The 22,917-nt window shown below is 70.1% G+C and carries 20 protein-coding genes and 5 tRNA genes; 10 read left to right on the top strand and 15 right to left on the bottom strand.

All coding sequences use genetic code 11. From position 1 onward, the window contains the following. Positions 1-18 precede the first annotated feature (18 nt). The 5 genes from FHW79_RS24450 to FHW79_RS32860 form a co-directional block, all read right to left on the bottom strand. On the bottom strand, positions 19-1,008 hold the full coding sequence (locus FHW79_RS24450) for an ornithine cyclodeaminase family protein (RefSeq protein ID WP_183181308.1): 990 nt from the start codon (positions 1,006-1,008) through the stop codon (positions 19-21). After that, the gene (locus FHW79_RS24445; protein ID WP_183181307.1) at positions 1,005-1,853 is read right to left on the bottom strand and encodes an alpha/beta hydrolase; all 849 of its coding nucleotides are present in this window, start codon (positions 1,851-1,853) and stop codon (positions 1,005-1,007) included. The genes FHW79_RS24450 and FHW79_RS24445 overlap by 4 nt, the downstream gene beginning before the upstream one ends. Positions 1,854-1,888: 35 nt before the next feature. After that, the gene (locus tag FHW79_RS24440) at positions 1,889-2,659 is read right to left on the bottom strand and encodes an ABC transporter ATP-binding protein (RefSeq protein WP_014197869.1); all 771 of its coding nucleotides are present in this window, start codon (positions 2,657-2,659) and stop codon (positions 1,889-1,891) included. A gap of 87 nt (positions 2,660-2,746) precedes the next feature. Beyond that, positions 2,747-3,748: an ABC transporter substrate-binding protein gene (locus FHW79_RS24435; protein ID WP_183181306.1), complete on the bottom strand. Its 1,002-nt coding sequence runs from the start codon at positions 3,746-3,748 to the stop codon at positions 2,747-2,749. A gap of 65 nt (positions 3,749-3,813) precedes the next feature. Continuing rightward, positions 3,814-4,635, bottom strand: coding sequence for an ABC transporter permease (locus FHW79_RS32860; RefSeq protein ID WP_183181305.1), 822 nt, complete (start codon positions 4,633-4,635; stop codon positions 3,814-3,816). 144 nt (positions 4,636-4,779) lie between these two features. On the opposite strand from FHW79_RS32860, the gene FHW79_RS24425 reads away from it, so the two are divergent. After that, entirely contained in the window at positions 4,780-5,454 is a 675-nt protein-coding gene (locus FHW79_RS24425; RefSeq protein WP_211108470.1) for a GntR family transcriptional regulator, read from the top strand. 22 nt (positions 5,455-5,476) lie between these two features. Here the strand turns inward: FHW79_RS24425 and FHW79_RS24420 are convergent, their stop codons facing one another. After that, on the bottom strand, positions 5,477-5,653 hold the full coding sequence (locus FHW79_RS24420) for a hypothetical protein (RefSeq protein ID WP_183181304.1): 177 nt from the start codon (positions 5,651-5,653) through the stop codon (positions 5,477-5,479). 99 nt (positions 5,654-5,752) lie between these two features. Here FHW79_RS24420 and FHW79_RS24415 point away from each other — a divergent pair, with 99 nt between their 5' ends. Further along, on the top strand, positions 5,753-6,232 hold the full coding sequence (locus FHW79_RS24415; protein ID WP_183181303.1) for a VOC family protein: 480 nt from the start codon (positions 5,753-5,755) through the stop codon (positions 6,230-6,232). A 3-nt stretch (positions 6,233-6,235) separates the two neighbouring features. Here FHW79_RS24415 and FHW79_RS24410 read toward each other — a convergent pair whose 3' ends face one another. Further along, positions 6,236-7,651 (bottom strand): MFS transporter, encoded by a 1,416-nt coding sequence (locus FHW79_RS24410; protein ID WP_183181302.1) that lies wholly within the window; start codon positions 7,649-7,651, stop codon positions 6,236-6,238. A gap of 111 nt (positions 7,652-7,762) precedes the next feature. Here FHW79_RS24410 and FHW79_RS24405 point away from each other — a divergent pair, with 111 nt between their 5' ends. The 4 genes from FHW79_RS24405 to FHW79_RS24390 all read left to right on the top strand — a co-directional run bounded on the left by FHW79_RS24405 (position 7,763) and on the right by FHW79_RS24390 (position 13,846). Next, complete coding sequence (locus FHW79_RS24405; RefSeq protein ID WP_183181301.1) at positions 7,763-8,671, top strand: LysR family transcriptional regulator; 909 nt, start codon at positions 7,763-7,765, stop codon at positions 8,669-8,671. Positions 8,672-8,764: 93 nt separating this feature from the next. Further along, positions 8,765-10,336 carry an ABC transporter substrate-binding protein gene (locus FHW79_RS24400; RefSeq protein ID WP_183181300.1) on the top strand — a complete coding sequence of 524 codons (1,572 nt, stop codon included), beginning with the start codon at positions 8,765-8,767 and terminating at the stop codon, positions 10,334-10,336. Positions 10,337-10,346: 10 nt separating this feature from the next. Continuing rightward, positions 10,347-11,294, top strand: a complete 948-nt coding sequence (locus FHW79_RS24395; protein WP_183181299.1) for an ABC transporter permease — start codon at positions 10,347-10,349, stop codon at positions 11,292-11,294. Then, positions 11,291-13,846, top strand: coding sequence for a dipeptide ABC transporter ATP-binding protein (locus FHW79_RS24390; RefSeq protein ID WP_183181298.1), 2,556 nt, complete (start codon positions 11,291-11,293; stop codon positions 13,844-13,846). Before FHW79_RS24395 ends, FHW79_RS24390 begins: the two co-directional genes overlap by 4 nt. 102 nt (positions 13,847-13,948) lie before the next feature. Here the strand turns inward: FHW79_RS24390 and FHW79_RS24385 are convergent. The 5 genes from FHW79_RS24385 to FHW79_RS24365 form a co-directional block, all read right to left on the bottom strand. After that, positions 13,949-14,022 (bottom strand) — tRNA-Gln (locus FHW79_RS24385). Between the two features lies 1 nt (position 14,023). Beyond that, positions 14,024-14,098: transfer RNA gene (locus FHW79_RS24380), tRNA-Val, on the bottom strand. Positions 14,099-14,142: 44 nt separating this feature from the next. Further along, a tRNA-Asp gene (locus FHW79_RS24375) sits at positions 14,143-14,219 on the bottom strand. A 99-nt stretch (positions 14,220-14,318) separates the two neighbouring features. Then, a tRNA-Ala gene (locus FHW79_RS24370) sits at positions 14,319-14,394 on the bottom strand. A gap of 1 nt (position 14,395) precedes the next feature. After that, positions 14,396-14,470 (bottom strand) — tRNA-Thr (locus tag FHW79_RS24365). Positions 14,471-14,647: 177 nt separating this feature from the next. Between FHW79_RS24365 and FHW79_RS24360 the strand changes: the two genes are divergently transcribed. Then, a complete protein-coding gene (locus FHW79_RS24360; RefSeq protein ID WP_348984263.1) occupies positions 14,648-15,982 on the top strand; it encodes a class I SAM-dependent methyltransferase in 1,335 nt (444 codons plus the stop codon). 86 nt (positions 15,983-16,068) lie between these two features. On the opposite strand, the gene FHW79_RS24355 is transcribed toward FHW79_RS24360, so the two are convergent. Next, entirely contained in the window at positions 16,069-16,542 is a 474-nt protein-coding gene (locus FHW79_RS24355) for an RT0821/Lpp0805 family surface protein (RefSeq protein ID WP_014197686.1), read from the bottom strand. A 236-nt stretch (positions 16,543-16,778) separates the two neighbouring features. Between FHW79_RS24355 and FHW79_RS24350 the strand changes: the two genes are divergently transcribed. Continuing rightward, positions 16,779-19,571, top strand: coding sequence for a carbohydrate-binding domain-containing protein (locus FHW79_RS24350; protein WP_183181296.1), 2,793 nt, complete (start codon positions 16,779-16,781; stop codon positions 19,569-19,571). 53 nt (positions 19,572-19,624) lie between these two features. Next, positions 19,625-19,801: a YqaE/Pmp3 family membrane protein gene (locus tag FHW79_RS24345; protein ID WP_014197684.1), complete on the top strand. Its 177-nt coding sequence runs from the start codon at positions 19,625-19,627 to the stop codon at positions 19,799-19,801. A gap of 241 nt (positions 19,802-20,042) precedes the next feature. On the opposite strand, the gene FHW79_RS24340 is transcribed toward FHW79_RS24345, so the two are convergent. After that, positions 20,043-21,746 (bottom strand): methyl-accepting chemotaxis protein, encoded by a 1,704-nt coding sequence (locus FHW79_RS24340; RefSeq protein WP_183181295.1) that lies wholly within the window; start codon positions 21,744-21,746, stop codon positions 20,043-20,045. Positions 21,747-21,788: 42 nt separating this feature from the next. On the opposite strand from FHW79_RS24340, the gene FHW79_RS24335 reads away from it, so the two are divergent. Next, the gene (locus FHW79_RS24335) at positions 21,789-22,073 is read left to right on the top strand and encodes a hypothetical protein (RefSeq protein ID WP_183181294.1); all 285 of its coding nucleotides are present in this window, start codon (positions 21,789-21,791) and stop codon (positions 22,071-22,073) included. Between the two features lie 22 nt (positions 22,074-22,095). Here the strand turns inward: FHW79_RS24335 and FHW79_RS24330 are convergent, their stop codons facing one another. Then, on the bottom strand, positions 22,096-22,917 hold the full coding sequence (locus FHW79_RS24330; protein WP_183181293.1) for a metallophosphoesterase family protein: 822 nt from the start codon (positions 22,915-22,917) through the stop codon (positions 22,096-22,098).

The following is a 22,917-nucleotide window of genomic DNA, read 5'->3' as shown; positions in this document are numbered from 1 at the left end:
GTCGCGCCCTCTTGCGGGTCAGCGCGCTAAATCGATGCGGTGGATGGGTAAGCCGGCGTCGCCGGCGGCGGTGGCAGCTTCGGCGGCGCGGACGGCCCAGGCGGCGATCGCCAGATCCTGGATGCCCATGCCGGTGCAATCGAAGACGGTGATCTCGTCCGCGTGGGCGCGGCGGGGCGCCTTGCCCTCCAGCACATCGCACAGCGTGCCGCGGATGGTCTCGCGGGTCAGGCCATGGGCGACCGCGTGCTGGCATTCGCCGAGCGCCGAGGCCTGCGCCCAGTCGTCCACCCAGACGGCGCCGCCGAGCAGGATCGCCGGGTCCAGCTCCTGCTTGCCGACGGTGTCGGCGCCCATGGCGCCGATGTGCGTGCCGGGGCGGACCCAGCCGGCCTGGACCACCGGCTCGCGCGCCGTGGTCAGGGTGATGAGGACGTCGGCATTGCGCGCCGCGGTCTCGGCGTCCACGACCTCGACGGGGACCGGCCCGGCGAAGGAGGCGGCCAACTCCTCGGCCCGCGCGCGGTCGCGGTTGGCCACCAGGATGCGGTCGAAGCGGCGCACCAGCAGCGCCGCCTCCAGATGGTGCGCCGCCTGCCCGCCGGTGCCGATCAGGGCGAGCACCCGGGCGTCGGGCCGGGCCAGCTCGCGGATGCCGATGGCGCAGGCGGCGGCGGTGCGCAGCCCGGTCAGGTGGTTGGAACTGACCAGCGCCGTCGGGCAGCCGGTCTCCGGGTCGGTCAGCACGGTGGTGGACTGGTGGTTGGTCAGGCCGCGGGCGCGGTTGCCCGTCCAGTAGCCGCCGATCTTCAGACCGAGCAGCCCGATGGCGAGGTCGCCGCCGGCCTTGATGCCGTAGACGTCCGGCCCCGGCAGCAGCCGTTCGCGCACCACCGGGAAGTTGCGCGCCTGCCCGCGCGAGACCTCACGGAAGGCCATCTCCATGGCGTCGATGGCGTCGGCGGGGGAGACCAGACGGCGGGCGGCGGTTTCATCGATGACGATCATTCTTTTACTCCCGCGGCGTCGAGCACCAGCCGCGACAGCGCGTCGTCCGGCTTTTCCATCCGTGCCATGATCGAGAAGTGATCCTCCCCGGCCAGCGTGTGGTGGGTGCAGCGCGAGCCGCGGCCCCGGCACAGCGTGGCGAAGTCGCGCGACTGGGCGATCCAGGCGGGCGTCTCCGCCGAACCGACGACGACCGTCAGGGCCGTGGCGGTGGATGGCGGGTGGCGCATTGGGCTGACCCCGTCGACCATCTCCGGGCGCAGCCCGATGGTCTCGTTGACGGTGATGCCCAGCACCGGCTCCAGCTCGTAGATGCCGCTGATCAGGACGGCGGCCTTGATGGCGCCATCCTCCAGCCGGTCGGCCCCGGCGTCCTCGGCCAGCGCCATGGCGATCAGATGCGCCCCGGCGGAATGGCCCGACACGGTGAGGCGGTCGGGATCGCCGCCCAGCGAGGCCGCGTTGCGGTGGATCCAGCGCAGGCCCTCGCGGGTGCGCCGCGCGATCTCCGGCAGGGTCGCGGCCGGGCACAGGTCGTAATTCATGACCACGGTCGTGACGCCGCGCGGCACCAGCGCGTCGGCGACGTAGCTGTAGTCGGCCTTGTCCCGCCCGCGCCAGTAGCCGCCGTGCAGGAAGACGTGCAGCGGGGCGCCGGGCGCGTTCGCCGGAAACACGTCGAGCGTGGACAGCGGGCTGTCGCCATAGGCGATGTCGTACCGTCCGGCGTTCCGTTCCCGAGCGGCGCGGCTCAGCTCGGCGGCGCGCGCGGCGTGGCGCGCGAAGTCGGGAACGGAATGGCGGGGGTTGTACTGCCACTCGTGATCGTCAGGGGTGACCGACACGATGGGACCTCCTGGGTTCCGGAGAAGGGGGGCGCTCAGACCAGATCCATCAGCTGGGTCCACAGCTGGTGCCGCTTGGCGACGTATTCCGGCGTGTCGCGCAGCGCCTCGCCCAGGCTGGCGCGCGGGCGCGGGATGTCGATGGGCACGATCTCGCGGATGCGGCCGGGGCGGGGCGACATGACCACCACCCGGTCGGCGAGGCAGACGGCCTCGTCCACGCTGTGGGTGACGAAGAGGATCGTCTTGCCCATGCGCTCGGTCAGGCCGAGCATCTCGTTCTGCAAAATCTCGCGGGTCAGCGCGTCGAGCGCGCCGAACGGCTCGTCGAGCAGCATGATCTCCGGCTCGATCGCCAGGGCGCGGGCGATGCCGACGCGCTGCTGCATGCCGCCGGACAGCTGGTGCGGGAAGCGGTCGCCGAAGCCCTTCAGCCCGACGGTGGCGAGCACGCGCTCCGTCGTCTCGCCGTGGCGGGCGGCGGGGATGCCCTTGGCCTCCAGCGCGAAGCCGATGTTCTGGGCGGCGGTCAGCCAGGGCAGCAGGCCGTATTGCTGGAAGACGAAGCCGCGGTCGTGGCCGGGGCCGGTGACCGGTTTGCCGTCGATGCGGATCTCGCCGCTGGTCGCCGTCTCCAGCCCCTGGATGATGCGCAGCAGCGTGGTCTTGCCGCAGCCGCTGGGCCCGACGAAGGCGATGAACTCACCCTCCTCCACGTCCAGGTCGACGCCGTCGAGCGCCGTCATCGACGGCCCTCCGGACACCGGGAAACGCTTGGTCAGGTTGCGGACGGACAGCTTGGGCATGGGACGGCACCGGGTCTTGAAGCGGGACGGCGGGCGAGGTTGGGAAAGGGGGAAGGGCCGGCGGGTGCGCCGCCGGCCCCGGCGGGCTTACGGCTTGTAGGTGCCGATGTCCGCCAGCACTTCCTGGACGATGCTGGTGTCCAGCACCTTCTCGGCCGGGTGGACGGCCTTCTGCAGGCCGCCTTCGACGTTCAGCTCCTGCATGTACTTGGCCTGATCGGCGGTGACGGTGCCGTTCGGGTTCCAGATGCCGCCGAGCTTGTAGAACTCGTAGAACTCGGCGAGCTGCTCGTCGTTGTAGTCGAAGTGCTTCTTCGCGACGTCCAGCGCGCCCTTCTCGTTGTCGAAGATCCAGCGGGTCGCCTCCAACTCCGCCTTGACGAAGCGCTTCAGCACGTCGCGCTTCTTGGCGATGGTCGCGTCGTTGACGTCCCAGGGGGTCATCACGTAGTTGGGCAGCTTCTTGGAGACGACGAACAGCACCTTGGCGTTCTTGTCGTGCGCGGCCTTCGGGTCGTAGTTGGAGACGGTCGCGTCGATGGTGCCGGTCAGGATGCCGTTGATGCGGGCCGAGGAGCCCTTCAGCGAGACCCACTGGACCGACTTGATCTGGTCCTCGCTCATGCCGGCCTGGCGCATCAGGGCGGTGATGACGACGTGCGGCAGCGAGCCGGGGGAGGAGATGCCGACCTTCTTGCCGGGCAGGTCGGTGACGTCCTTCACGCCCGACGCGGCGTTGGCGTAGAAGGCGTAGTGCAGGCCGGTGTGGACGCCGCCGATGGTCTTCAGCGTGCCGCCCTTGTCGGCCGCCGCCAGCGTCTCCGACATGCCGGCCTGGCTGATGTCCAGCTCCCCGGCGATCAGGGAGCGCACGGGGATGGAGCTGTCGGCGATGTGCACCAGCTCCACCGTCAGGCCGTTCTTCTCGTAGAAGCCCTGGTCCTGCGCGACGAACTCGACGAGGTTCAGGAACATCTTGGCCGGCATGCCGATCTTCAGCGCGTCGGCGGCGAGCGCGGCGGTGCTCATCGCCACGGAGAAGGCACCCGCCAGCAGGGCGGCCTTCAGCGAACGGGACATCATGCTCATGATCCCTCTTCCTTCCTCAATCCGGTGTGGTGTGGGGCGCGTGGGGTGTGGGGGAGGCGCGCCGCTCAGCGGCGGCGCCAACGGCCGAAACGCTCTTCGACCTTTTGAACGAGAACCGTCAGCGCGTTGGCGAGCAGGGCCACCACCAGGACCGGGGCGAAGGCCTTGGCCGTCTCGAACGCGTTGGTGTAGTTGATGATCAGGCCGCCGAGGCCGGAGATGGAGGTCAGGAACTCCGCCACGATCATCGCGATGATGCCGCGGCCGAGCGCGATGCGCAGGCCGCTCGCCACGTAGGGCAGGGCATAGGGCGCGATGATCCGGCGGTAGACCATGAACCGCGAGGCCATGAAGGCCTTGCCGATGTCCAGGTAATGCCGGTCCACGTTCTTCACGCCGGTGACCGTGTTGATGATCACCGGGAAGACCGCGAACAGGATGATGATGGTGATCTTGGCGAGGAAGCCGATGCCCACCCACAGCATCAGGATCGGGATCAGCGCCACCAGCGGCATGGCGTAGAGCGCGTTGATGTAGGGATCGAGGATCACCTCCACCGTGCGGTTGGTGCCCATCGCGAAGCCGACCACGATGCCGATGACCGAGGCGATGACGAAGCCCAGGACGAAGGTCGACATGCTGTCCAGCGTCGCCGAGAGCAGCTCGCCGTTCAGCAGAAGCTCCCAGGTCGCGATGGCGATGTCGCTGGGCACGGCGACCAGCAGCTTGTTCGCGTCGCGCGCCGCGAATTCCCAGACGGCGAGCAGCAGGACCAGCGTGCCGATTTGCAGCAGCCGCTCGCGGCGCCTCTGCCGGTTGGGGTCGGACGCCGCCGCAGGCTCGCCGGCGCTTTTTGAATCGGCGCTCGCTTGTGCACTCCGCTGCACGCCTGCCTCCTGTGTGCGAGGTGATGATATGGTGTGGTGGGTGTGGCGTTGGCCGCTTTGGACCGCCGTTGATACGTATGCTAATCGAAGGTGGTAGTGTGGCGCAAGCAGTTCGTCATACTGTCTGACAAGAAGAGAAATTTTATGTCAAATTTGCCGATAAATATTGTCCGCGTCGCCGCTCCCCTGCGCCAGCAGGTGATCGACCTGCTGCGCGCGGCCATCGCCGACGGGCGCTATTCCCCCGGCGACCGGCTGGTCGAGCGCGAGCTGTGCGAGACGTTGCAGGTCAGCCGTCCGATCCTGCGGGAGGCGCTGCGCCAGTTGGAGGCGGAGGGGCTGGTCCACAACGTGCCCCAGCGCGGGCTGGAGGTGGTGACCCTGACGGCGGAGGATGTCCGGCAGATCTATCAGGTGCGCGGGGCGCTGGAGAGCCTCGCGGCGGCGGAGTTCGTCGCCCGGGCCAGCCCGGAGCAGTGGGCGGACCTCGCCGACGCCATGGCGGCCTTCGAGGCGGCGGCGGTGGAAGGCGTGCCGTCGCGCATCCGCACGGCGAAGACCATGTTCTACGACACGCTGATCGCCGGCTGCGGCAACCCGACGATGGCGCAGATCCTCAAGGCTCTGCACAACCGCATCCAGCTTCTGCGCGGGGTGTCGCTGGCCGAGCCGGGGCGGCTGCCCAACACGATCCGCGAAATCCGCGAGATCTTCGAGGCGATGACCGCCCGCGACACGGTGCGCACGCGCCAGCTTTACGACGAGCACATCGCCAGCGCCGCCCGCGTGACCATGCAGGCTTTAGCCGCCGGACGATGAGGGCTGGGCGGGTAAGTGTTGATCAGGCGCCGCCGATGCCCTCGGTGAAGGTCTCGCCGGTCTTCGGGTCGATGTCCTCGCCGGTTCCCGGCGTGCCGGGCGCGGCCTCGTCACGGTCGCTGGCCGGCTTCTGGCTGTCGGGGTCGTAGCTGCGCGGGGGATGCATGCCGGCGTCGTCCGGCTTCTTCGGGTCGCTCATGGGCCACCTCTGCGAAAGGGATTGCAACCTTCCCGTCAACAAGGGCGGGGGCGTATCCTCACGCGCATCGGCAACGCACCGACAGGGAAGGGACACGCCATGACGACCGTCAAGAACACCATCTGCCTCTGGTACGACAAGGACGCGGAGGCCGCGGCCCGCTTCTACGCCACGGTCTTTCCCGACAGCGCGGTGGGGGCCGTTCACCGCGCGCCCGCCGATTACCCGTCCGGCAAGGCGGGCGACGTGCTGACGGTCCAGTTCACCGTCGCCGGCATTCCCTGCCTCGGCCTCAACGGCGGGCCGACGTTCACACACACCGAGGCCTTCTCGTTCCAGATCGCCACCGACGACCAGGAGGAGACCGACCGCTACTGGAACGCCATCGTCGGCAACGGCGGGCAGGAAAGCGCCTGCGGCTGGTGCAAGGACCGCTGGGGCGTCTCCTGGCAGATCACGCCGCGCGTGCTGACCGAGGCGCTGGCGGCTGGCGGCGAGGAAGCGAGGCGCGCCTTCGAAGCGATGATGGGCATGACGAAGATCGACGTCGCCGCGATCGAGGCCGCGCGGCGCGGCTGACGATCACCGGAGGGCTGGCGCCTCCACGGCCTCCGCTGCACCTTTCGCTGGAACGCGCAGCAGGCTGGTCAGGCCGCCCGCCAGGGTGAGGGCGGCGGCCAGGGCGAGGCCGAGGCGCGGCGCCGCCTCCGGGCCGGTCAGGAAGGAGAACAGCACGGTCATGAGCACCGCGCCGACGGTCTGCCCGACCAGACGCGCGGTGCCCTGCATCCCGCCGGCGGCGCCGCTGCGCGCCTTGGGCACGGTCAGCAGCATATTGCGGTTGTTGGGCGTCTGGAACAGCCCGAAGCCGAAACCGCACATCACCATGAAGACCAGCAGCGGCCGCGGGTCCTCCTCCAGCGGCCAGACCGCCGCCAAAGCGAGGCCGGCGGCGAGGAGCAGGCCGCCCACCGCGCACAGCCAGCCCGTGCCGACGCGGTCGGACAGCCGGCCGGCGATGGGGGCGGCGACGGCGGTCGCCAGCGGCCACGGCACCAGGAACAGCCCCGCCGTGACGATGCCCTGGCCGAGTCCGTGCTGCAGGTAGAAGGGCAGGGCCACGGCGGCGGCCATCTGGCCGGTGAAGCAGAGGACGGAGGCGATCACCGACAGGCGGAAGGAGCGCACCCGCAGCAGGTCGAGCGGGACCAGCGGCGCCTCGCGGTTCCTCTCGCGCCGCACCAGCCCGGCGAGGCAGAGCGCCGCGGCCAGCAGCAGCGCGCCGCCGCGCAGGGGCTGCGCCGCGACGGTCTCGGCCCCCATCACAAGGGCGGCGAAGAAGCCGGCGTTGAGGGCGACGCTGGCGGGGTCGAGGCGGCGCCTGCTGCCTTCGACGGCGGGCAGCGCGCGGGCGGTCGCCAGCACGACGATCCCGACCGGGATGTTGACCGCGAACAGAAACGGCCAGGGGGCGACGGCGAGGATGCCCGCCCCGATCGTCGGTCCCGCCGCCGAGGCGAGCGCGATGGCCAGGGCGTTCCAGCCGATGGCGGCGCCGAGCAGCCGCTGCGGGTAGACGAAGCGCAGCAAAGCGACGCCCAGCGCCATCACCGCCGCCCCGCCCAGCCCCTGCACGAAGCGCGCGGCGATCAGCCAGGGCAGCGTCGGCGCCAGGGCGCAGCCGGCGGAGGCCGCGGTGAACAGCAGCACCCCGCCAGCGAACACCCGGCGGTGCCCGAGGCTCTCCCCAAGGGCGCCGACGGGCAGGAGCGCGATCACCAGGGCCAACTGGTAGGCGGTGATGATCCAGACGGTGTCGGCAGGCGCGACATCAAGGGTGTTGGCGACGGTCGGCAGGGCGATGTTGGCGATGGCGGCGTCGAGCACGACGAGCACGATCGCGGCGATGACGGACGCACCGGCCACGGCGCGGCGGGGCATGGGCAGCCCGTCGGGTTGTGGGGAATCGGGTGTCCGGGCGGTGGTGGAACGGGGCATTGGCGTCTCCAACAAGAATTGGATTAATTTTGCTCTCCTCCGGACATGGCGGAAGACGCCGCCTGTGCAGGTTATTCCTGCACGGGACGCCCTGTGTTAGCCTCGGCACCCATGGCCGATCCCGATCTCAACCTGCTCCTGGCACTCGACGCGCTGCTGACGGAGGGCAGCGTCGTCAAGGCGGCTCGGCGGCTCGGCCTCAGCGAGTCCGCGATGAGCCGCACCCTGGCGCGCCTGCGCGCGGTCACCGGCGACCCGCTGCTCGTCCGCGCCGGGCGCGGCCTCGTCCCGACGCCGCGGGCCATCCAGCTGCGGGAGCGGGTGCCCGGCCTCGCCGAGGAGGTCCGCGCGGTGCTGCGTCCGGCGGAGGCCATCGACATCGCCCGGCTGGAGCGTAGCTTCACCCTGCGCGCCAGCGAGAGCTTCATCGAGGTCTACGCCGCCCGGCTGGTCGGCCGCGTCGCCGCCGAGGCGCCCGGCGTCCTGCTGCGCTTCGCGCCGCGGGGCACCCGCGACGCGCAGGCGTTGCGCGACGGGTTGATCGACCTCGACATCGGGGTGCATTCGGAAACCACGCCGGAGCTGAAGGTGCAGAGCCTGCTCCGCGACCGGCTGGTCGCCGCCGTGCGCGAGGGCCACCCGCTGACCCGGCGGGAGACGGTCACGCCGGAACAGTACGCCGCCTGCGGCCATGTGCTGACCTCGCGGCGCGGGCTGGTGCGGGACCGGGTGGACGAGGCGCTGGCCGCCCTGGGCCTCACGCGCAAGGTGGTGGCGGTGGTGCCGAGCTTCCCGGCGGCCCTGGCAATCGTCCGCGCTTCCGACCTGACCGCCCTGGTGTCCGAACGCCAGCTCGCCGCGGGCGTGGCCGGGGTGCGCACCTTGCCGTTTCCCGCCGGTCTGGCCACTGTCTTGGGCGAGGTCGTGGTGACGCAGATGTGGCACCCCCGGCAGGACGCCGACCCGGCCCACCGCTGGCTGCGCGGACAGGTTCTCGCGGCCTGCCGCGAGCCGGACTGATCCGCAACGCACCTTTGGCGGAGCGGAAGCGGCGCAACAACGTCCGCCTCCCGGCATTGATAAGGTCGGATCGACTTCGACGGCTGGGACGCAATGACCGGAATCCGACGCGCGCTCGCGGGCTTGCTCCTCGGCGCCCTTCTCGCCCTGCCGGGCGTGCCTCTCCGGGCGGCGCCGGTGCCGAAGGACGTGCTGGTCGTCGGCCAGATCGCCGAACCGGCGTCGCTGGACCCGGCGGTCAGCACCGCCACCAACGATTTCCGCATCCTGGTCAACCTCTATGAGGGGTTGGTCCGCTACCGTCCCGGAACCCTGGACGTCGAGCCCGCGCTGGCCGAGCGCTGGACCGTCTCCGACGACGGGCTGACCTACCGCTTCGCGCTGCGGCCGGGCGTCACCTTCCACGACGGCACCCCCTGCGACGCCCAGGCGGTGAAGTTCAACTTCGACCGCATGCTGGACAAGGCGCATCCCGCCGCGGACACCGGCCCCTTCCCGCTGGCCTTCTTCTTCGCGGCCATCGACCGGGTCGAGGCGCCGGACCCGCTCACGGTCCGCATCACGCTGAAGGAACCCTTCGCGCCCTTTCTCTCGAACCTCGCCTACCCGACCGGGCTGATCGTCTCGCCCGCCGCCGTCCTGAAGGAAGGAAGGGGATTCGGCCGAAAGCCGGTCGGCACCGGCCCCTTCCGCTTCGTCGAGTGGCAGGGCAGCCGGCGCCTGACCATCGAGCGCAACCCGGACTATTGGGGCACGCCGGCCAAGCTGCGCGCGGTGATCTTCCGCCCGGTGAGCGACCCGAACACCCGCGCGATGGAGATGCTGGCCGGCGGCCTGGACGTGATGGTGGAGGTGCCGGCGGACGCGCTGTCCCAGTTCCGCGACGGCGATGGCTTTCGGGTCCACGAGCAGGCCGGCCCGCATCTCTGGTTCCTGATCCTGAACACCCGGCACGGGCCGCTGAAGGACCGGCGGGTCCGGCAGGCGGTGAACCACGCCATCGACAAGCGGGCCATCGCCGACAGTATTTTGCAGGGCACGGCGATACCCGCCAAGGGACCGACCGCCCCCGCCTTCGCCTGGGCCACCGACCCCGCGGTCACCGGCTATCCCTACGACCCGGACAAGGCGCGGGCACTGCTGAAGGAGGCCGGGGCGGAGGGGGCCAAGCTCACTTTCTATGCGGCGGAGGGCGGGTCCGGCATGCTCGACCCCGTCGCCATGGGGACGGCGATCCAGGCGAACCTCGCCGCCGTGGGGCTGGCCGTCACCATCGAAACTTACGAGTGGAACAGCTTCCTGGCGCGGGTGAACGGCGGTCTGGGCGAGGCGGCGGACATGGCCGAGATGGCCTGGATGACCAACGATCCCGACACCTTGCCGTACCTGACCCTGCGCTCCGGCGCCCTGCCGGAGGCGGGCGGCTTCAACTCCGGCTACTACGCGAACCCGGAGCTTGACCGGCTGCTCGAACAGGCGCGGCGCAGCGGCGACCGGGACGAGCGGGGGGCGCTCTACCGGCAGGCCGAGCGGATCATCGTGGAGGACGCGCCCTGGGCCTTCGTCGCGCACTGGAAGCAGAACGCCGTCACCACGGCGGCGGTGCGCGGCTTCGCGCTGGAGCCGTCCTTCTTCCTGCGGCTCGACCGCGTGTCGAAGGACTGAGGGGGCGCCCGTGGGGTCTTACATCCTCGGCCGCGTCGCGGCGCTCGTCCCCGTGCTGTTCGGGCTCAGCGTGATCGTCTTCCTGATCATGGCGCTGATCCCCGGCGATCCGGCGACCGCGATCCTCGGCCCCTACGCGACGCCGGAGAACGTGGCGCGGCTCCGCCAGGACCTCGGCCTCGACCACAGCCTGCCGGTGCGTTACGCGACGTGGCTGTGCAATGTGGTGACGGGCGATCTCGGGCGCTCCTCCAGCCTCAACCGGCCGGTCCTCGACGAGGTGACGGAGCGCTTCGCCGCCACGCTGGTGCTGGCCGGTGCGGCGCTGGTGCTGGCGTCGGTGCTGGGGCTGCTGGCCGGCATCCTGTCCGCGGTGCGGCAGTTCGGCCTTGCCGACAAGCTGGTGACTCTGGCCGTCCTGGTGGGGATCTCCATGCCGACCTTCTGGCTCGGCCTGCTGCTGATCCTGGTCTTCGCCGTCCGCTGGCGCCTGCTGCCGGTGAGCGGCATGGTCTCCATCTACGGCGGCGGCGACCTGCCGGACCTGCTGTGGCATCTGGCGCTGCCGGCGGCGACGCTCGCCATCGTGGCCGCCGGGGTGATCGCCCGGCTGACGCGCTCGGCCATGCTGGAGGTGCTGCGCCAGGACTTCGTCCGCACCGCCCGTGCCAAGGGGCTGACGGAACGCCGCGTGGTGTTCGGTCACGCGCTGCGGGCCGCCATGGTGACGGTGATCCCGGTGATCGGCATCCAGGCGGGCTTCGTCCTGGGCGGGGCCGTCTACATCGAGACGGTGTTCCAGTGGCCGGGCATCGGCCGCATGCTGGTCAACGCCATCGCGACGCGCGACGTGCTGCTGGTCCAAGGCGGCGTGCTGGTGGTCACGGCCAGCTACGTGCTGTTCAACCTGCTGGCCGACATCCTGCAACGGCTGCTCGACCCGAGGATCGCGCCATGAGGGGCGCCGTAAGGGACGGCTTGGCCCTGCTGCGCCGCGTGATGCGCAACCGGCTGGCGGCGCTGGGGCTCGTGCTGCTGACGCTGATCGTCCTGGTCGCGCTCGCCGCGCCCGTCCTGCCGCTGGCCGACCCGGACGCCATCGACCCCGCGCGGCGCCTGCTGCCGCCTTTCAGCGCCGGGGCGTGGCTCGGCACCGACACGCTGGGGCGCGACGTGCTGGCCCGGCTGGTCTGGGGGACGCGGCTGAGCCTGGGGGTCGGCGTCGCGGCCTCCCTTCTCGCGGCGCTGGTCGGGTCGGCCATCGGCCTCGTCGCCGGCTATGCGGGCGGGCGCACGGACGGCGTGCTGATGCGTGGCATCGACGTGCTGATGGCCTTTCCCTATCTGTTGCTGGCGCTCGCCATCGTGGCGGCGCTGGGGCCGGGGCTGCTCAACGCGCTGTACGCCGTGGTGGTCGCCAACATTCCCTTCTTCGCCCGCAACGTCCGCGGCGCCACCGCCGGCCTGCGCCGCCGGGAGTTCGTCGACGCGGCGCGCCTGTCCGGCATGGGCGGAACGCGCATCCTGCTGGGCGAGGTGCTGCCCAACGTCCTGCCGGTGATCGTCATCACCGCCTCGACCACCGTAGGCTGGATGATCCTGGAGACCGCCGGCCTGTCCTTCCTGGGGCTGGGGTCGCAGCCGCCGCAGGCGGACCTTGGCTCGATGCTGAGCGAGGGGCGCAAGGCGCTGATCACCGCGCCGCACGTCGCGGCGGTGCCAGGGCTGGTCGTCTTCCTGATCGTGATGAGCATGAACCTGATCGGCGACGGGCTGCGCGACGCGCTCGACCCGCGCCTGCGCTCCGGCATCCCCGGCGCGCCGGGCGCCGCCACGCGGGTGGTGCGGACCGCCGGAAGCGATGCGGGGAACGCAGCGCCGGACGCCGGCGCGCTGCTGCGGGTCACCGGCCTGCGCACGGCCTTCGACACGGCGAACGGGCCGGTGGACGCGGTGAAGGGCGTCGACCTGCGCGTTGCTCCCGGCGAATGCCTGGGCATCATCGGCGAGTCCGGGTCCGGCAAGTCGGTCACGGCGCTGTCCATCGCGCGCCTCGTTGCCTCGCCGCCGGGCGTGGTGCGCGGGGGCGCGGTGCGGTTCGATGGGGACGACCTGCTGGCGTTGCCGGTCGGGGCGCTGCAACGGTTGCGCGGCGGGCGGATCGCTTATGTTTTTCAGGACCCGCTGACGACGCTCCATCCGTTGATGCCGGTTGGCGCGCAGGTGGCCGAGGCGCTGCGCGCGCATCGCCCGGTGCCGCGGGCCGAAGCCGACCGGCGGGTGGTGGAGCTGTTCGCGGCGGTGAAGCTGCCCGACCCGGCCGGCCTCGTCCACGCCTACCCGCACGAGCTGTCGGGCGGGCAGCGCCAGCGGGTCGGCATCGCCATGGCGCTCGCCAACGACCCGGAACTCATCATCGCCGACGAGCCGACCACCGCGCTCGACGTGACCGTCCAGGCGGAGATTCTGGACGTGTTGGACGATCTGCGCAGACGCCGTCGCCTCGCCGTTGTCTTCATCAGCCACGATTTCGGCGTCATCGCCCGCCTTTGCGACCGGGTCGCCGTGATGCACCGGGGCGAAATCGTCGAGGAGGGCGACACCCGCAGCGTCCTCACCCGGCCGCGGCACGACTACACCCGGCGCCTGCTCGCCGCCGTGCCGGTGCTCGGGCGGTCACGGCGCCCGGAGACGCCGCCGCGCGCGGCCCCGTCAGCGGCGGGCTGGGCGGTGGAGGTCCGCGGTCTGGTCAAGACCTACGCCGCGCGCCGTTCCCTGTTCGGGCGCTCGCGCCTGGCGGTCATGGCCTTGAAAGCCGTGTCGCTGCGGGTGGCATCCGGTGAGACTCTGGGGATCGTCGGGGAGTCGGGCAGCGGCAAGTCGACGCTCGCCCGCAGCCTCGTCGGGCTGAGCCGTCCGACCGGCGGGACCGTCCGGCTCGACGGGCGCCCCCTCGCCGGGCTGGCCGCCGGAGGGCCGCGGGCGCTGGGCCGGACGGTGCAGTATGTCTTCCAGGACCCGCTGTCCTCGCTCAACCCGCGCAAGACGATCCGGCGCACCCTGTCGGCGCCGTTGCGCTTCCTGGCCGGTGTGCCCGCCGGGGTGCGGGAGGGGCGGCTGGCCGAGCTGATGCGGTCGGTCGACCTCGATCCCGCCATTCTGGACCGCTACCCGCACGAGCTGTCGGGCGGGCAGGCGCAGCGCGTCGCCATCGCGCGGGCGCTCGCCGCCGGGGCGAGGATCATCGTGCTCGACGAGGCGGTGTCCGCCCTGGACATGTCGGTGCAGGCGCAGGTGCTGCGCCTCCTGGCGGCGCTGAAGGAGCGGCACGGGCTGACCTACCTGTTCATCAGCCACGATCTCGCCGTGGTCGAAGCCATCGCCGACCGGGTCGTGGTGATGGCCGCCGGCAAGATCATAGAGGAGGGGCCGGGCGACCATCTGTTCGCCGCTCCGAAGCATCCCTACACGCGCCGGCTGATCGCCGCCGTACCGTCGCTTCCGTCCTGACGGGGCGATGAGCGCGCGCTTCGTGCGGCGGCGCAAAAGGGTATAGCCACGCGATGCGCATGGCCGACAAACCCAGAAAACGGTGGATGATGAAAAGGAAGATGGTTGGGGGACTAGGATTCGAACCTAGGTAGCCAGAGTCAGAGTCTGGAGTCCTACCGCTAGACGATCCCCCAATGGTGGTCCCGACTGGGATTGAACCAGTGACCCCTACGATGTCAACGTAGTGCTCTCCCGCTGAGCTACAGGACCAAACCGCGAGATACCGAACCTAACTTAACCTAACCACAAGAAAGTGGCGCGAGTGACGGGACTTGAACCCGCGGCCTCCGGCGTGACAGGCCGGCGCTCTAACCAACTGAGCTACACCCGCGTCGTTGGCGACCTTTTAAAGAACAAAGACCGCCGAAGCAAGCACTAAATTCAACCTTACCCAACTTACTCAAGTCAACCAACCAACCGCCGAAGAAGTTGGTGGAGCCGAGGGGGATCGAACCCCTGACCTCCTCATTGCGAACGAGGCGCTCTCCCATCTGAGCTACGGCCCCATGGTGCTGCCAGAGAGGATTGAACTCTCGACCTCTCCCTTACCAAGGGAGTGCTCTACCACTGAGCTACGGCAGCGTCCGGCGGGAGCGGGTGAATAGCAATCCAGGCGGCCCCCTGTCAAAGGGAAAAATATCGAAGGGGGCATTTCTTTCTTTTCACCCCGGCGAGGGCCGCAGGCGGGGCTTGCATCCCGCCGCTTCCGCGCGGCATCTCATGCTCCATTCCGACCATGCCGACCGACAGGTTTTCCCCGTGGATGAGGTTCTGACCGAGGCGCGCCGCCTGATCGCGGCGCGGCATTACCGGCAGGCGGTGCGCCTGCTGCGGGACACGGCGCCGGAGTCCGACGGCTCCGCCGAACGCGACCGGGCCGAACGCGACCGGCTGACCGGTATGGCCGCGCTCGGCCGGCGTGACGCCGCGGCCGCCACCGCCGCGCTACGCCGCGCCCTGGCGCGCGAGCCGGCGCATGCGGAGACCCTGCACCATCTGGCCCAGGCCGTGCTGGCCGGAGGGGACCGCCTGCGGGCGGTGCGCTGGCTGGAGCGGGTCGCGGCGGCCGATCCTGCCTTTCCCGGCCTGTACGAGGCGCTGGCCGGCGCCTACCGCCGCGACGCCCTCTATGAGGAGGCGCTGCGGGTGACCGGGGAAGCGCTGGCCGCCGGGAACCGGTCGGCGGACATCCTCTACGAGCGGGCGGTCAGCCTCGCCCATCTCGGCGACGCCGCGGGCGCGCTGGCGGTCTTCGACGAGCGGCTGGCCGACGATCCGGAGCACGCCGCCGCCTGGTTCGGCAGCCACGCCGCAGCACTCGGCCTGAACGGCGTGGAGGACGCGCTGCGCCGCCTGCGCCGGGCCGCGGACTGTCCGGGGGCGGCGGGCAAATACTGGGGCTTCCTGTGCGCCTACCTGCTGCTGCTGGGCCGCGACGCGGAGGCCGGGGCGCTGCACGCCGAGAAGCTGGCCGGTCAGCCGAAGCGTTTGCCGCTGGTCGAGGCGGTGACGGCGATTCGCCCGCACTTGGCGCGGGACGTCCGGCTGTTCGGCGTGGGGGCGGAGCTGCTGCGTTTCGCGCTGGAGCGGGCGGAGGTGCCCGGTCTGGTGCTGGAGTTCGGCGTGCGCCGCGGCACCTCGCTGAACCAGATCGCCGACGTGGCCGGGCAGACCGTGCACGGCTTCGATTCGTTCGAGGGGCTGCCGGAGGGCTGGGTGAACGCGCCGCGCGGCGTGCTCAGCACGGGTAAGAGCCTGCCGCCGGTGCGCGGCAACGCGGTGCTGCACGCGGGCTGGTTCGAGGACACGCTGCCGCCCTTCCTGTCGGCCCACGGCGGCGCGGTGCGCTTCGTCAACGTGGACAGCGACATCTACTCGTCGGCCCGAACGGTGCTGACCGCCCTGGCGCCGCGCTTCCGGGCGGGTACGGTGCTGGTCTTCGACGAGTTCATCGGGAACCGGACGTGGCGCGAGGACGAATACCGCGCCTTCCTGGAATACACCGCCGAGTCCGGGGCGGCCTGGGAGATCATCGCCGTCAGCCCGCACACCAAGCAGGTGGCGATCCGGCTGACCGCGCTTGCGGAGTCATGACCCCGGCGTTGTGATGGGGCTCCCGCCCCGGCCGCCGACCCCGCAGCTTGCGGAGGGGTCGGCCAGGGCAGGGGGCGCGCCGGATGTTAGGACACGATGCGCCAGCTGCCGTCCGGCTGCTGGCAGGCGGTGCCGTTGGCCCGCTCGGCCTTGCCGCCGACATAGACGGTCTGCTGGTACTCGCGGCAATAGTTGCCGGAGTTGTCGCGGCCGTCGCGGATCGGGGTGATGGTGCCGCGGTTGCCCGACTCCGGGTTGTTCCACTGGATGGTCGAGCCCATCGGCGCCGCATAGGCCTGGGTGGCGGCGCGCTGGGCATAGCCTTCGTCCGCACGGTCGAGCGACTGGCCGAGCTCGCTGCCCAGATAGGCGCCGAGCAGCGTGCCCACACCGGTGGTGATGAGCTTGCCGGTGCCGCCGCCGAACTGCGAACCGATCACGCCGCCGGCCGCCGCGCCGCCGAGCGCGCCGACCGTCTGCTTGGTCCCGATGCCGCTGCCGCCGCTCTGGCAGGCGGCCAGCGACAGTGCGACGAAGGCGGTAACAGCGATCTTCTTCATGGGGTCTCTGCCTCTTGGTTCCGTATAAGCCATCAACACGTAAGGCTTCGCTTTAATCCGGGGGAGCCTGCGCTTTGGTGCGTATCACTCCCGTTCAACCGCCTCTCCCGTCATAGGCGGTGGCGGATACAAGCACGGACCCGGTGGCCCTCGCCTGTTATCAAAATGGCGCACAAATGTCCGGCCGGCCCCGCCATGCTCGCGGCCGTTGAGCATAAGAGCGAGGGAACCATCCAATGGCTTCGACCACCACGGGCAAGACCGACGCCAAGATTGTCGTGAACGCCTATGGGCAGTCCGCCGGAGGCATCTGGCCGCATTTCCGCCTGTTGATCGACGGCGTCGAGGTGGGCCAGGCAACCGTCAACGCCAGCAGCCCGACCGCCTACAGCTTCACGGTGCCGGTTACCGCGGCGCAGGCGCACAAGGTGCAGATCCAATACGACAACGACGCCATGGTGAACGGCCAGGACCGCTCGCTGATCGTCAGCGGGGTCACCATCAACGGCAAGACCCACAAGCCGACCGACGCCAACGTCACCTACGACAAGGGCGCGCTCGACGGGAAGGACGTGGTCAAGGGCCAGTCCGGGATGTGGTGGAACGGCACGCTGGTGGTGGACACCCCGGCTTCCGACTTCCCCGCACCGGCGGCGCCGGTCGCCGGGACCTCCTCCACTTTCGTGGTGAACGCGCAGGGCATCGCGGCGGGCGGCACCAACGCGCATTTCAACCTGCTGGTCGACGGCAAGAAGGTGGGGGAGGGCACGGTCGGCACCGCGGCAAAGGACTACAGCTTCACCGCCAACGTGGCGCCCGACCAAGCACACAAGGTGCAGATCCAGTATGACAACGACGCCGTGGTGAACGGCCAGGACCGCTCGCTGATCGTCAACAAGGTCACCATCAACGGCAAGTCCGTCGCCGCCACCGACAGCATCGTCACCTACGACAAGGGTGCCCTGGACGGGAAGGACGTGGTCAAGGGCCAGTCCGGACTGTGGTGGAACGGCACGCTGGTGGTGGACGCCGACAAGAGCTTCTTCGCCACCGGCGGGTCCACGCCGACCCCGGCTCCGAACCCCACTCCCACGCCGTCCCCCGCCCCGACCGGGCCGGCTTTCTTCGTGGCGACCAACGGCAACGACAAGTGGTCGGGCAAGCTGGCCGCTCCCAACGCGAACGGCACCGACGGGCCGAAGGCCACGCTGACCGCCGCCCGCGACGCCATGCGCGCCGACCCGAACATCGACGTGACCTACGTCCGCGGCGGCGACTACACCATGAAGGACATGCTCTGGCTGGACGGCCAGGACAGCGGGGTCCGCTTCGCCGCCTACGGCAGCGAGAAGCCGGTCTTCCATGGCGGCTCGCTGGTCGACAACTGGGTGTCGCGCGGCAACGGCCTCTACAGCGCGCAGCTTCCCGGCGGGTCGAAGGGGGTGCTCGACCTGTCGATGGACGGCGACCGCCAGACCGTGGCCCGCACGCCCAACGCCGACCCCAGCCACCCGATCGACGGCGGCTGGTTGATCGCCACCAAGGCCGGGGCCAACGCCTACACCCAGTTCGGCTTCAAGGCGGGGGCGATCCCGACCTATTCGAGCACGGACGGGCTGATGGTCAGCGTCTTCACCCAGCACGGCTACGACAACATGACCGTGCCGGTGAAGAGCATCGACTACGGCAGCAACACCATCACGCTGGCCCAGAGCACCTACGACGCGCTCGGCGCCGGCAGCCGCTTCTACCTGTTCAACGGCAAGGACCAGCTCGACGCCCCGCGGGAGTGGTTCTTCGACAAGGCCTCCAATCAGGTGCTGTTCAAGCCGGAGGGCGGGGCGGTCGCCGGGCACAAGGTCGTCGCGGCGCAGCTTCCCGTGCTGATCGGGCTGGGTGGTGCGAAGAACGTGACGATCGAGGGGCTGACCCTGACCGACGGCGCGCCGGACGGCCACGCGGTCTACGCCAACAACGCCGCCGGCCTGACCTTCAAGAACAACACCGTCACCAACACCGGCTACGGCATCACGGTGGAGGGCAGCGCCAACAGCACCGTCACCGGCAACCATTTCGCCGAGACCGGGCGCGAAGCCGTCTACGTCAAGGCGGGGTCCAACTTCACCAAGGTGTCGGACAACCTGATCCAGCACGCCAGCGCCGTCGACCACGGCGGCGACGCGCTGTGGGTCAACGGCAGCAACGACGTCTCCATCACCCACAACCAGATCGAGGACACGCCGGGCAAGGCCATCGCGGTCGGCTCCGTCCAGGCCTCGGGCGACGCCACCTACCGGGCGACCATCACCCACAACAAGATCGTCGGCGCCAACCAGGAGACCAGCGACGGCGGCGGCATCTACCTGATCAACCGCCAGCAGGATCTGGCCGGGCACACGGTGGCCTACAACGAGGTGTCGGGCACCACCGCCTTCGGCAACGTGACCTGGGACGGCAAGGTCTCCCCCACCTTCCTCGACCCGACGAAGCTGGTGAGCTGGGGCATCTATCTGGACGACTGGACCAGCGGCACCACGGTGAAGGGCAACGTCGTCCACGACAACGTCGGCGGTATCTTCCTGCACGGCGGCTGGAACAACACGGTCACCGACAACATCCTGGCCGACAATCTGGGTACCCAGATCGGCCTGCAGCAGAGCGTCGGCTGGGGCGGCTGGAAGGGCACACCGATGGCGAACAACACCATCACCCAGAACATCGTGGACGCCGGCGACGGCCGGGCGGTGGCCCTCGACGGGCCGAAGACGGCGGGGACCTTCACCGGCAACTTCTACGCCGCCCTCGACCCCAACGAGGCGCTGTTCCAAGCCTGGCCGCAGGTGATGGCGAACGGCGCCACCGGCACGCTGGCGCAGTGGCAGGCCGCCGGCTATGACAAGGGGTCCTTCACCTTCGACCCGCAATTCACCGACGCCGCGCACGACAACTTCGCGCCGGCGGCGGGCTCGGCGGTGTACCAGCACGGGTTCGACCACCTGCCCTTCGACCAGATCGGCCTGCTGGGCTGAGGATCGCGGAAGGACGCATGGAACCGGGGGCGGGGCGGGAGCGTTATCGCGGCATGGACATCATACGCATCATCCTGGCGCTTCTGCTGCCGCCCGTCGGCGTCTTCCTCCAGGTGGGGTTTGGCGCCCAGTTCTGGATCAACGTGCTGCTGACCTTGCTCGGCTACATCCCGGGCATGATCCACGCGCTGTACGTCATCGTGAAGTACAAGGACCGCTATCCGGCGTGAGGTCCTGACACGACCATCGCATCCTGCTCCCTCTCCCGCCCCGGGAGAGGGAAGGGACCCGCGCAACGCGCGGGAAGCGTGAGGGTATAGGCAAGGATCAGGGCTTGATCCTCGGACGACCCTCACCCGCTCTCGGCGGACCGAAGGTCCGCCTGCCGCGTCAGCGCTGGCTTCGAGCCAGCGCGAGAGCCCGCTGCCGCGGGCACCCTCTCCCGGGGCGGGAGAGGGAATATTCGCCTCCTTACGCCGCGCGGACCTTCGCCAGGAAGCCGCTGACCTCCGTCCGCAGGCGCGCGGCGGAACGGCTCAGTTCCTGCGCGCTGCCCAGCACCCGGCCGGCCGCGGTCCCGCCCTGCGAGGCGGCGCCGCTGACCTGCACGATGGCGCCCGACACCTCCGCGGTGCCCGCCGAGGCCTGCTGGACGTTGCGGGCGATCTCCTGGGTGGCGATGCCCTGCTGTTCCACCGCCTGGGCGATGTCGTCGGCGATCTGGCTGCTTTCCCCGATGACCTGGGCGATCTCGCGGATCGACTGAACCGTGCGCAGGGTCACGTCCTGGACACCGGCGATCTGGGCGGTGATGTCCTCGGTCGCCTTGGCGGTCTGGTTGGCGAGATTCTTCACCTCGCTCGCCACCACGGCGAAGCCCTTGCCGGCCTCGCCGGCGCGCGCCGCCTCGATGGTCGCGTTCAGCGCCAGCAGGTTGGTCTGCTGGGCGATCGAGTTGATGAGCTGCACCACCTCCCCGATTTTCTGCGACGTGCTGACCAGACCTTCCGCGGTCGCCTGGGTGTCCTCGGCGTTGCGCACGGCGCGGTTGGCGATGTCGGCGGACTGGCGGACCTGCTGGCCGATGCTGCTGACCGACCCGGCGAGCTGGCCGCAGGCCGCCGCCACCGACTCCACGTTGGCCGTCGCCTGGGTCGCCGCAGTGGCGACGGTGCCGGCCTGATCGTTGGCGCGCTCCATGGTGGCGTTCAGAGTCTGGGCGGCGCCCTCCAACTCGGCGGCGGCGTGGGACACCAGCTCGACAATGGAGCCGACGCTGCGCTCGAACTGGTCGGCCAGCCCGTTCATCGCCTCGCGCTTCTCCGCTTCGGCGCGGCGTTCCGTCTCCTCCTTCTCCGACTCCATGCGGCGGGCGCGGACCATGTTGTCCTTGAAGACCTGCACGGCGCGGATGATCTCGCCGACCTCGTCGCGGCTGGTCGCCTGCGGCACCGCGATGCTCAGGTCGCCCTCGGCCAGCTTCAGCGTCGTGTCGGTCAGGCGGCGCAGCGGCCGCACCGTCAGGATCGACCACCAGGCGAGCCCGGCGCCGAGCAGAACGGTCACCGCGCACAGCGAGATCATCAGCACCTGGAAGCTCTCGGACACCGTCCGGGCGTGCTTGGCCACCGCCTGGCTCTCGGCCTCTTGGAGGTCGATGAAGGCGTTGATGCGGGCCAGCCACTCGGTGAAGCCGGGGCGGGCCTGCTCGACCAGGATCTTGACGGCGCGGGCGGCGTCGCCGGCCTGGCGCGCCTCGATGACGCCGCGGGCCAGCGGCAGGGTCTTGGCCTCGGTCTCCTTGATGGAGGCGAGGATTTCCCGTTCGCGGGGGGTGATGTGGGTGCCGGCGGCGAACATGCGGTCCATCTGTTCGGCCGAGCGCGCGTAGTCGGCGGCCAGACGGTCGATGGTGGCGAGTTCGGCCTTCAGCGCCGCGGCGTCGGACAGGAGCGTGACGTCGCGCAGGCTGATCGCCCGGTCATGCACGCTGCCGCGGAAGTTGATGGCGTAGCGCTGCTTGACGTTGTTGACGTCGTTGATGGTGGAAAGGCTGTTGTTGATGCTGTTGACCTTGTAGATGGCGATGGCCGCCAGCGCGACCATCAGCACCAGGATGCTGGAGAAGCTCAGCATCAGCCGAAGGCCGACCTTGGCGTTTCGGAACCAATTCATTGTCCACACTCCCGCCGGTCCGTGTCGTCGAAGACTCGTTGGATGCCGCCGGTCGCCGAAAGCCTGCCCTGCGGCGGAACCGACGATAGCACCAAAGAGTTGATACGGATTTTCCGAGAGATTGGATCAAAAGGAAAATTTTTCAGGAAGCGGGAAGGGATGGCTGGGTTGTGGGATTTGTCACAGAAAATCGCCGCCCGTCCGGCTACAGTCGCGCGCGTTGGAAGCCCCCCTTACGAGACCCCGATGGCCGGACCCATGCTCAAGCTGCTGCTCGCCCTGTTGCCGCTCGGCGCGTCGCTGCTGATGCTGGCGACGGTTCAGTGATCCGAGCCGGCGAGGAAACGGGTCACGAGTTGATGACCCGCCGCACCATCTCGTAGATCCCCATCCGCCGCAGCCCCCCCTGGAGGGCGGCGCGCACCGGTGCCGGGATGGCGAGCAGGCGCCGCGGCTCAATCCCCGCCCGGCGCGTTTTCTCGAAAGCCGCGCGGTCGTCGTAGGCGACTCGCCGCACGCTCACCGTCCGTCGGCCGGTGTCGAACAGCATCCAGGTCGCCCGCCGTTCCTCGCTGCGCGGTTCCCCCACCGTACCGGGGTTGAGCAGGTAGCAGGAACCGCCGCGCAGGGCGACCTCGCTGTCGGGATCGTGTTCCCACAGCTCGCCGTTGCGGTATTCGTGGATGCCGAGCCGGTGCGTGTGCCCATAGGCGCAGACGCGGGCGCCGGAGGGGTGGGCGAGCAGGGCCTGCGCCGTGCGCCGCATCCGGTCCTCGCTGTTCAGCCGAACCAGCTCGCAGCCCCGGTCCACATGAAGCGCCCCGTGAACGGCGACGAGCTGGTCGCCGACATTGGTCTTCAGCGGCAGGGCGGACAGCCACGCGACGTCCTCCGGCGGCAGGCGCTTGCGCGTCCAGGCGATGGCCCGGATGGCGCGGACGCTGAAACCGTCGGTGGGGATCTGGCGGGTCACCGCGCGGTCGTGGTTGCCGGCGACGCAGACCGCCCCGGCCTCGCGCAGCAGCCTGATGCAGGGCGACGGGTCGGTGTTGTAGCCCACCACGTCGCCCAGGCAGACGACGCGCTCCACCCCCGCGCCGCCCATGTCGGCCAGCGTGGCTTCCAGCGCCTCAAGATTGGCGTGGATGTCCGACAGGATGCCGATCCTCAT

The sequence above is a fragment of the Azospirillum sp. OGB3 genome (assembly GCF_014192915.1).
GTDB lineage: Bacteria > Pseudomonadota > Alphaproteobacteria > Azospirillales > Azospirillaceae > Azospirillum.
This window is presented reverse-complemented; position numbering and strand designations above follow the sequence as displayed.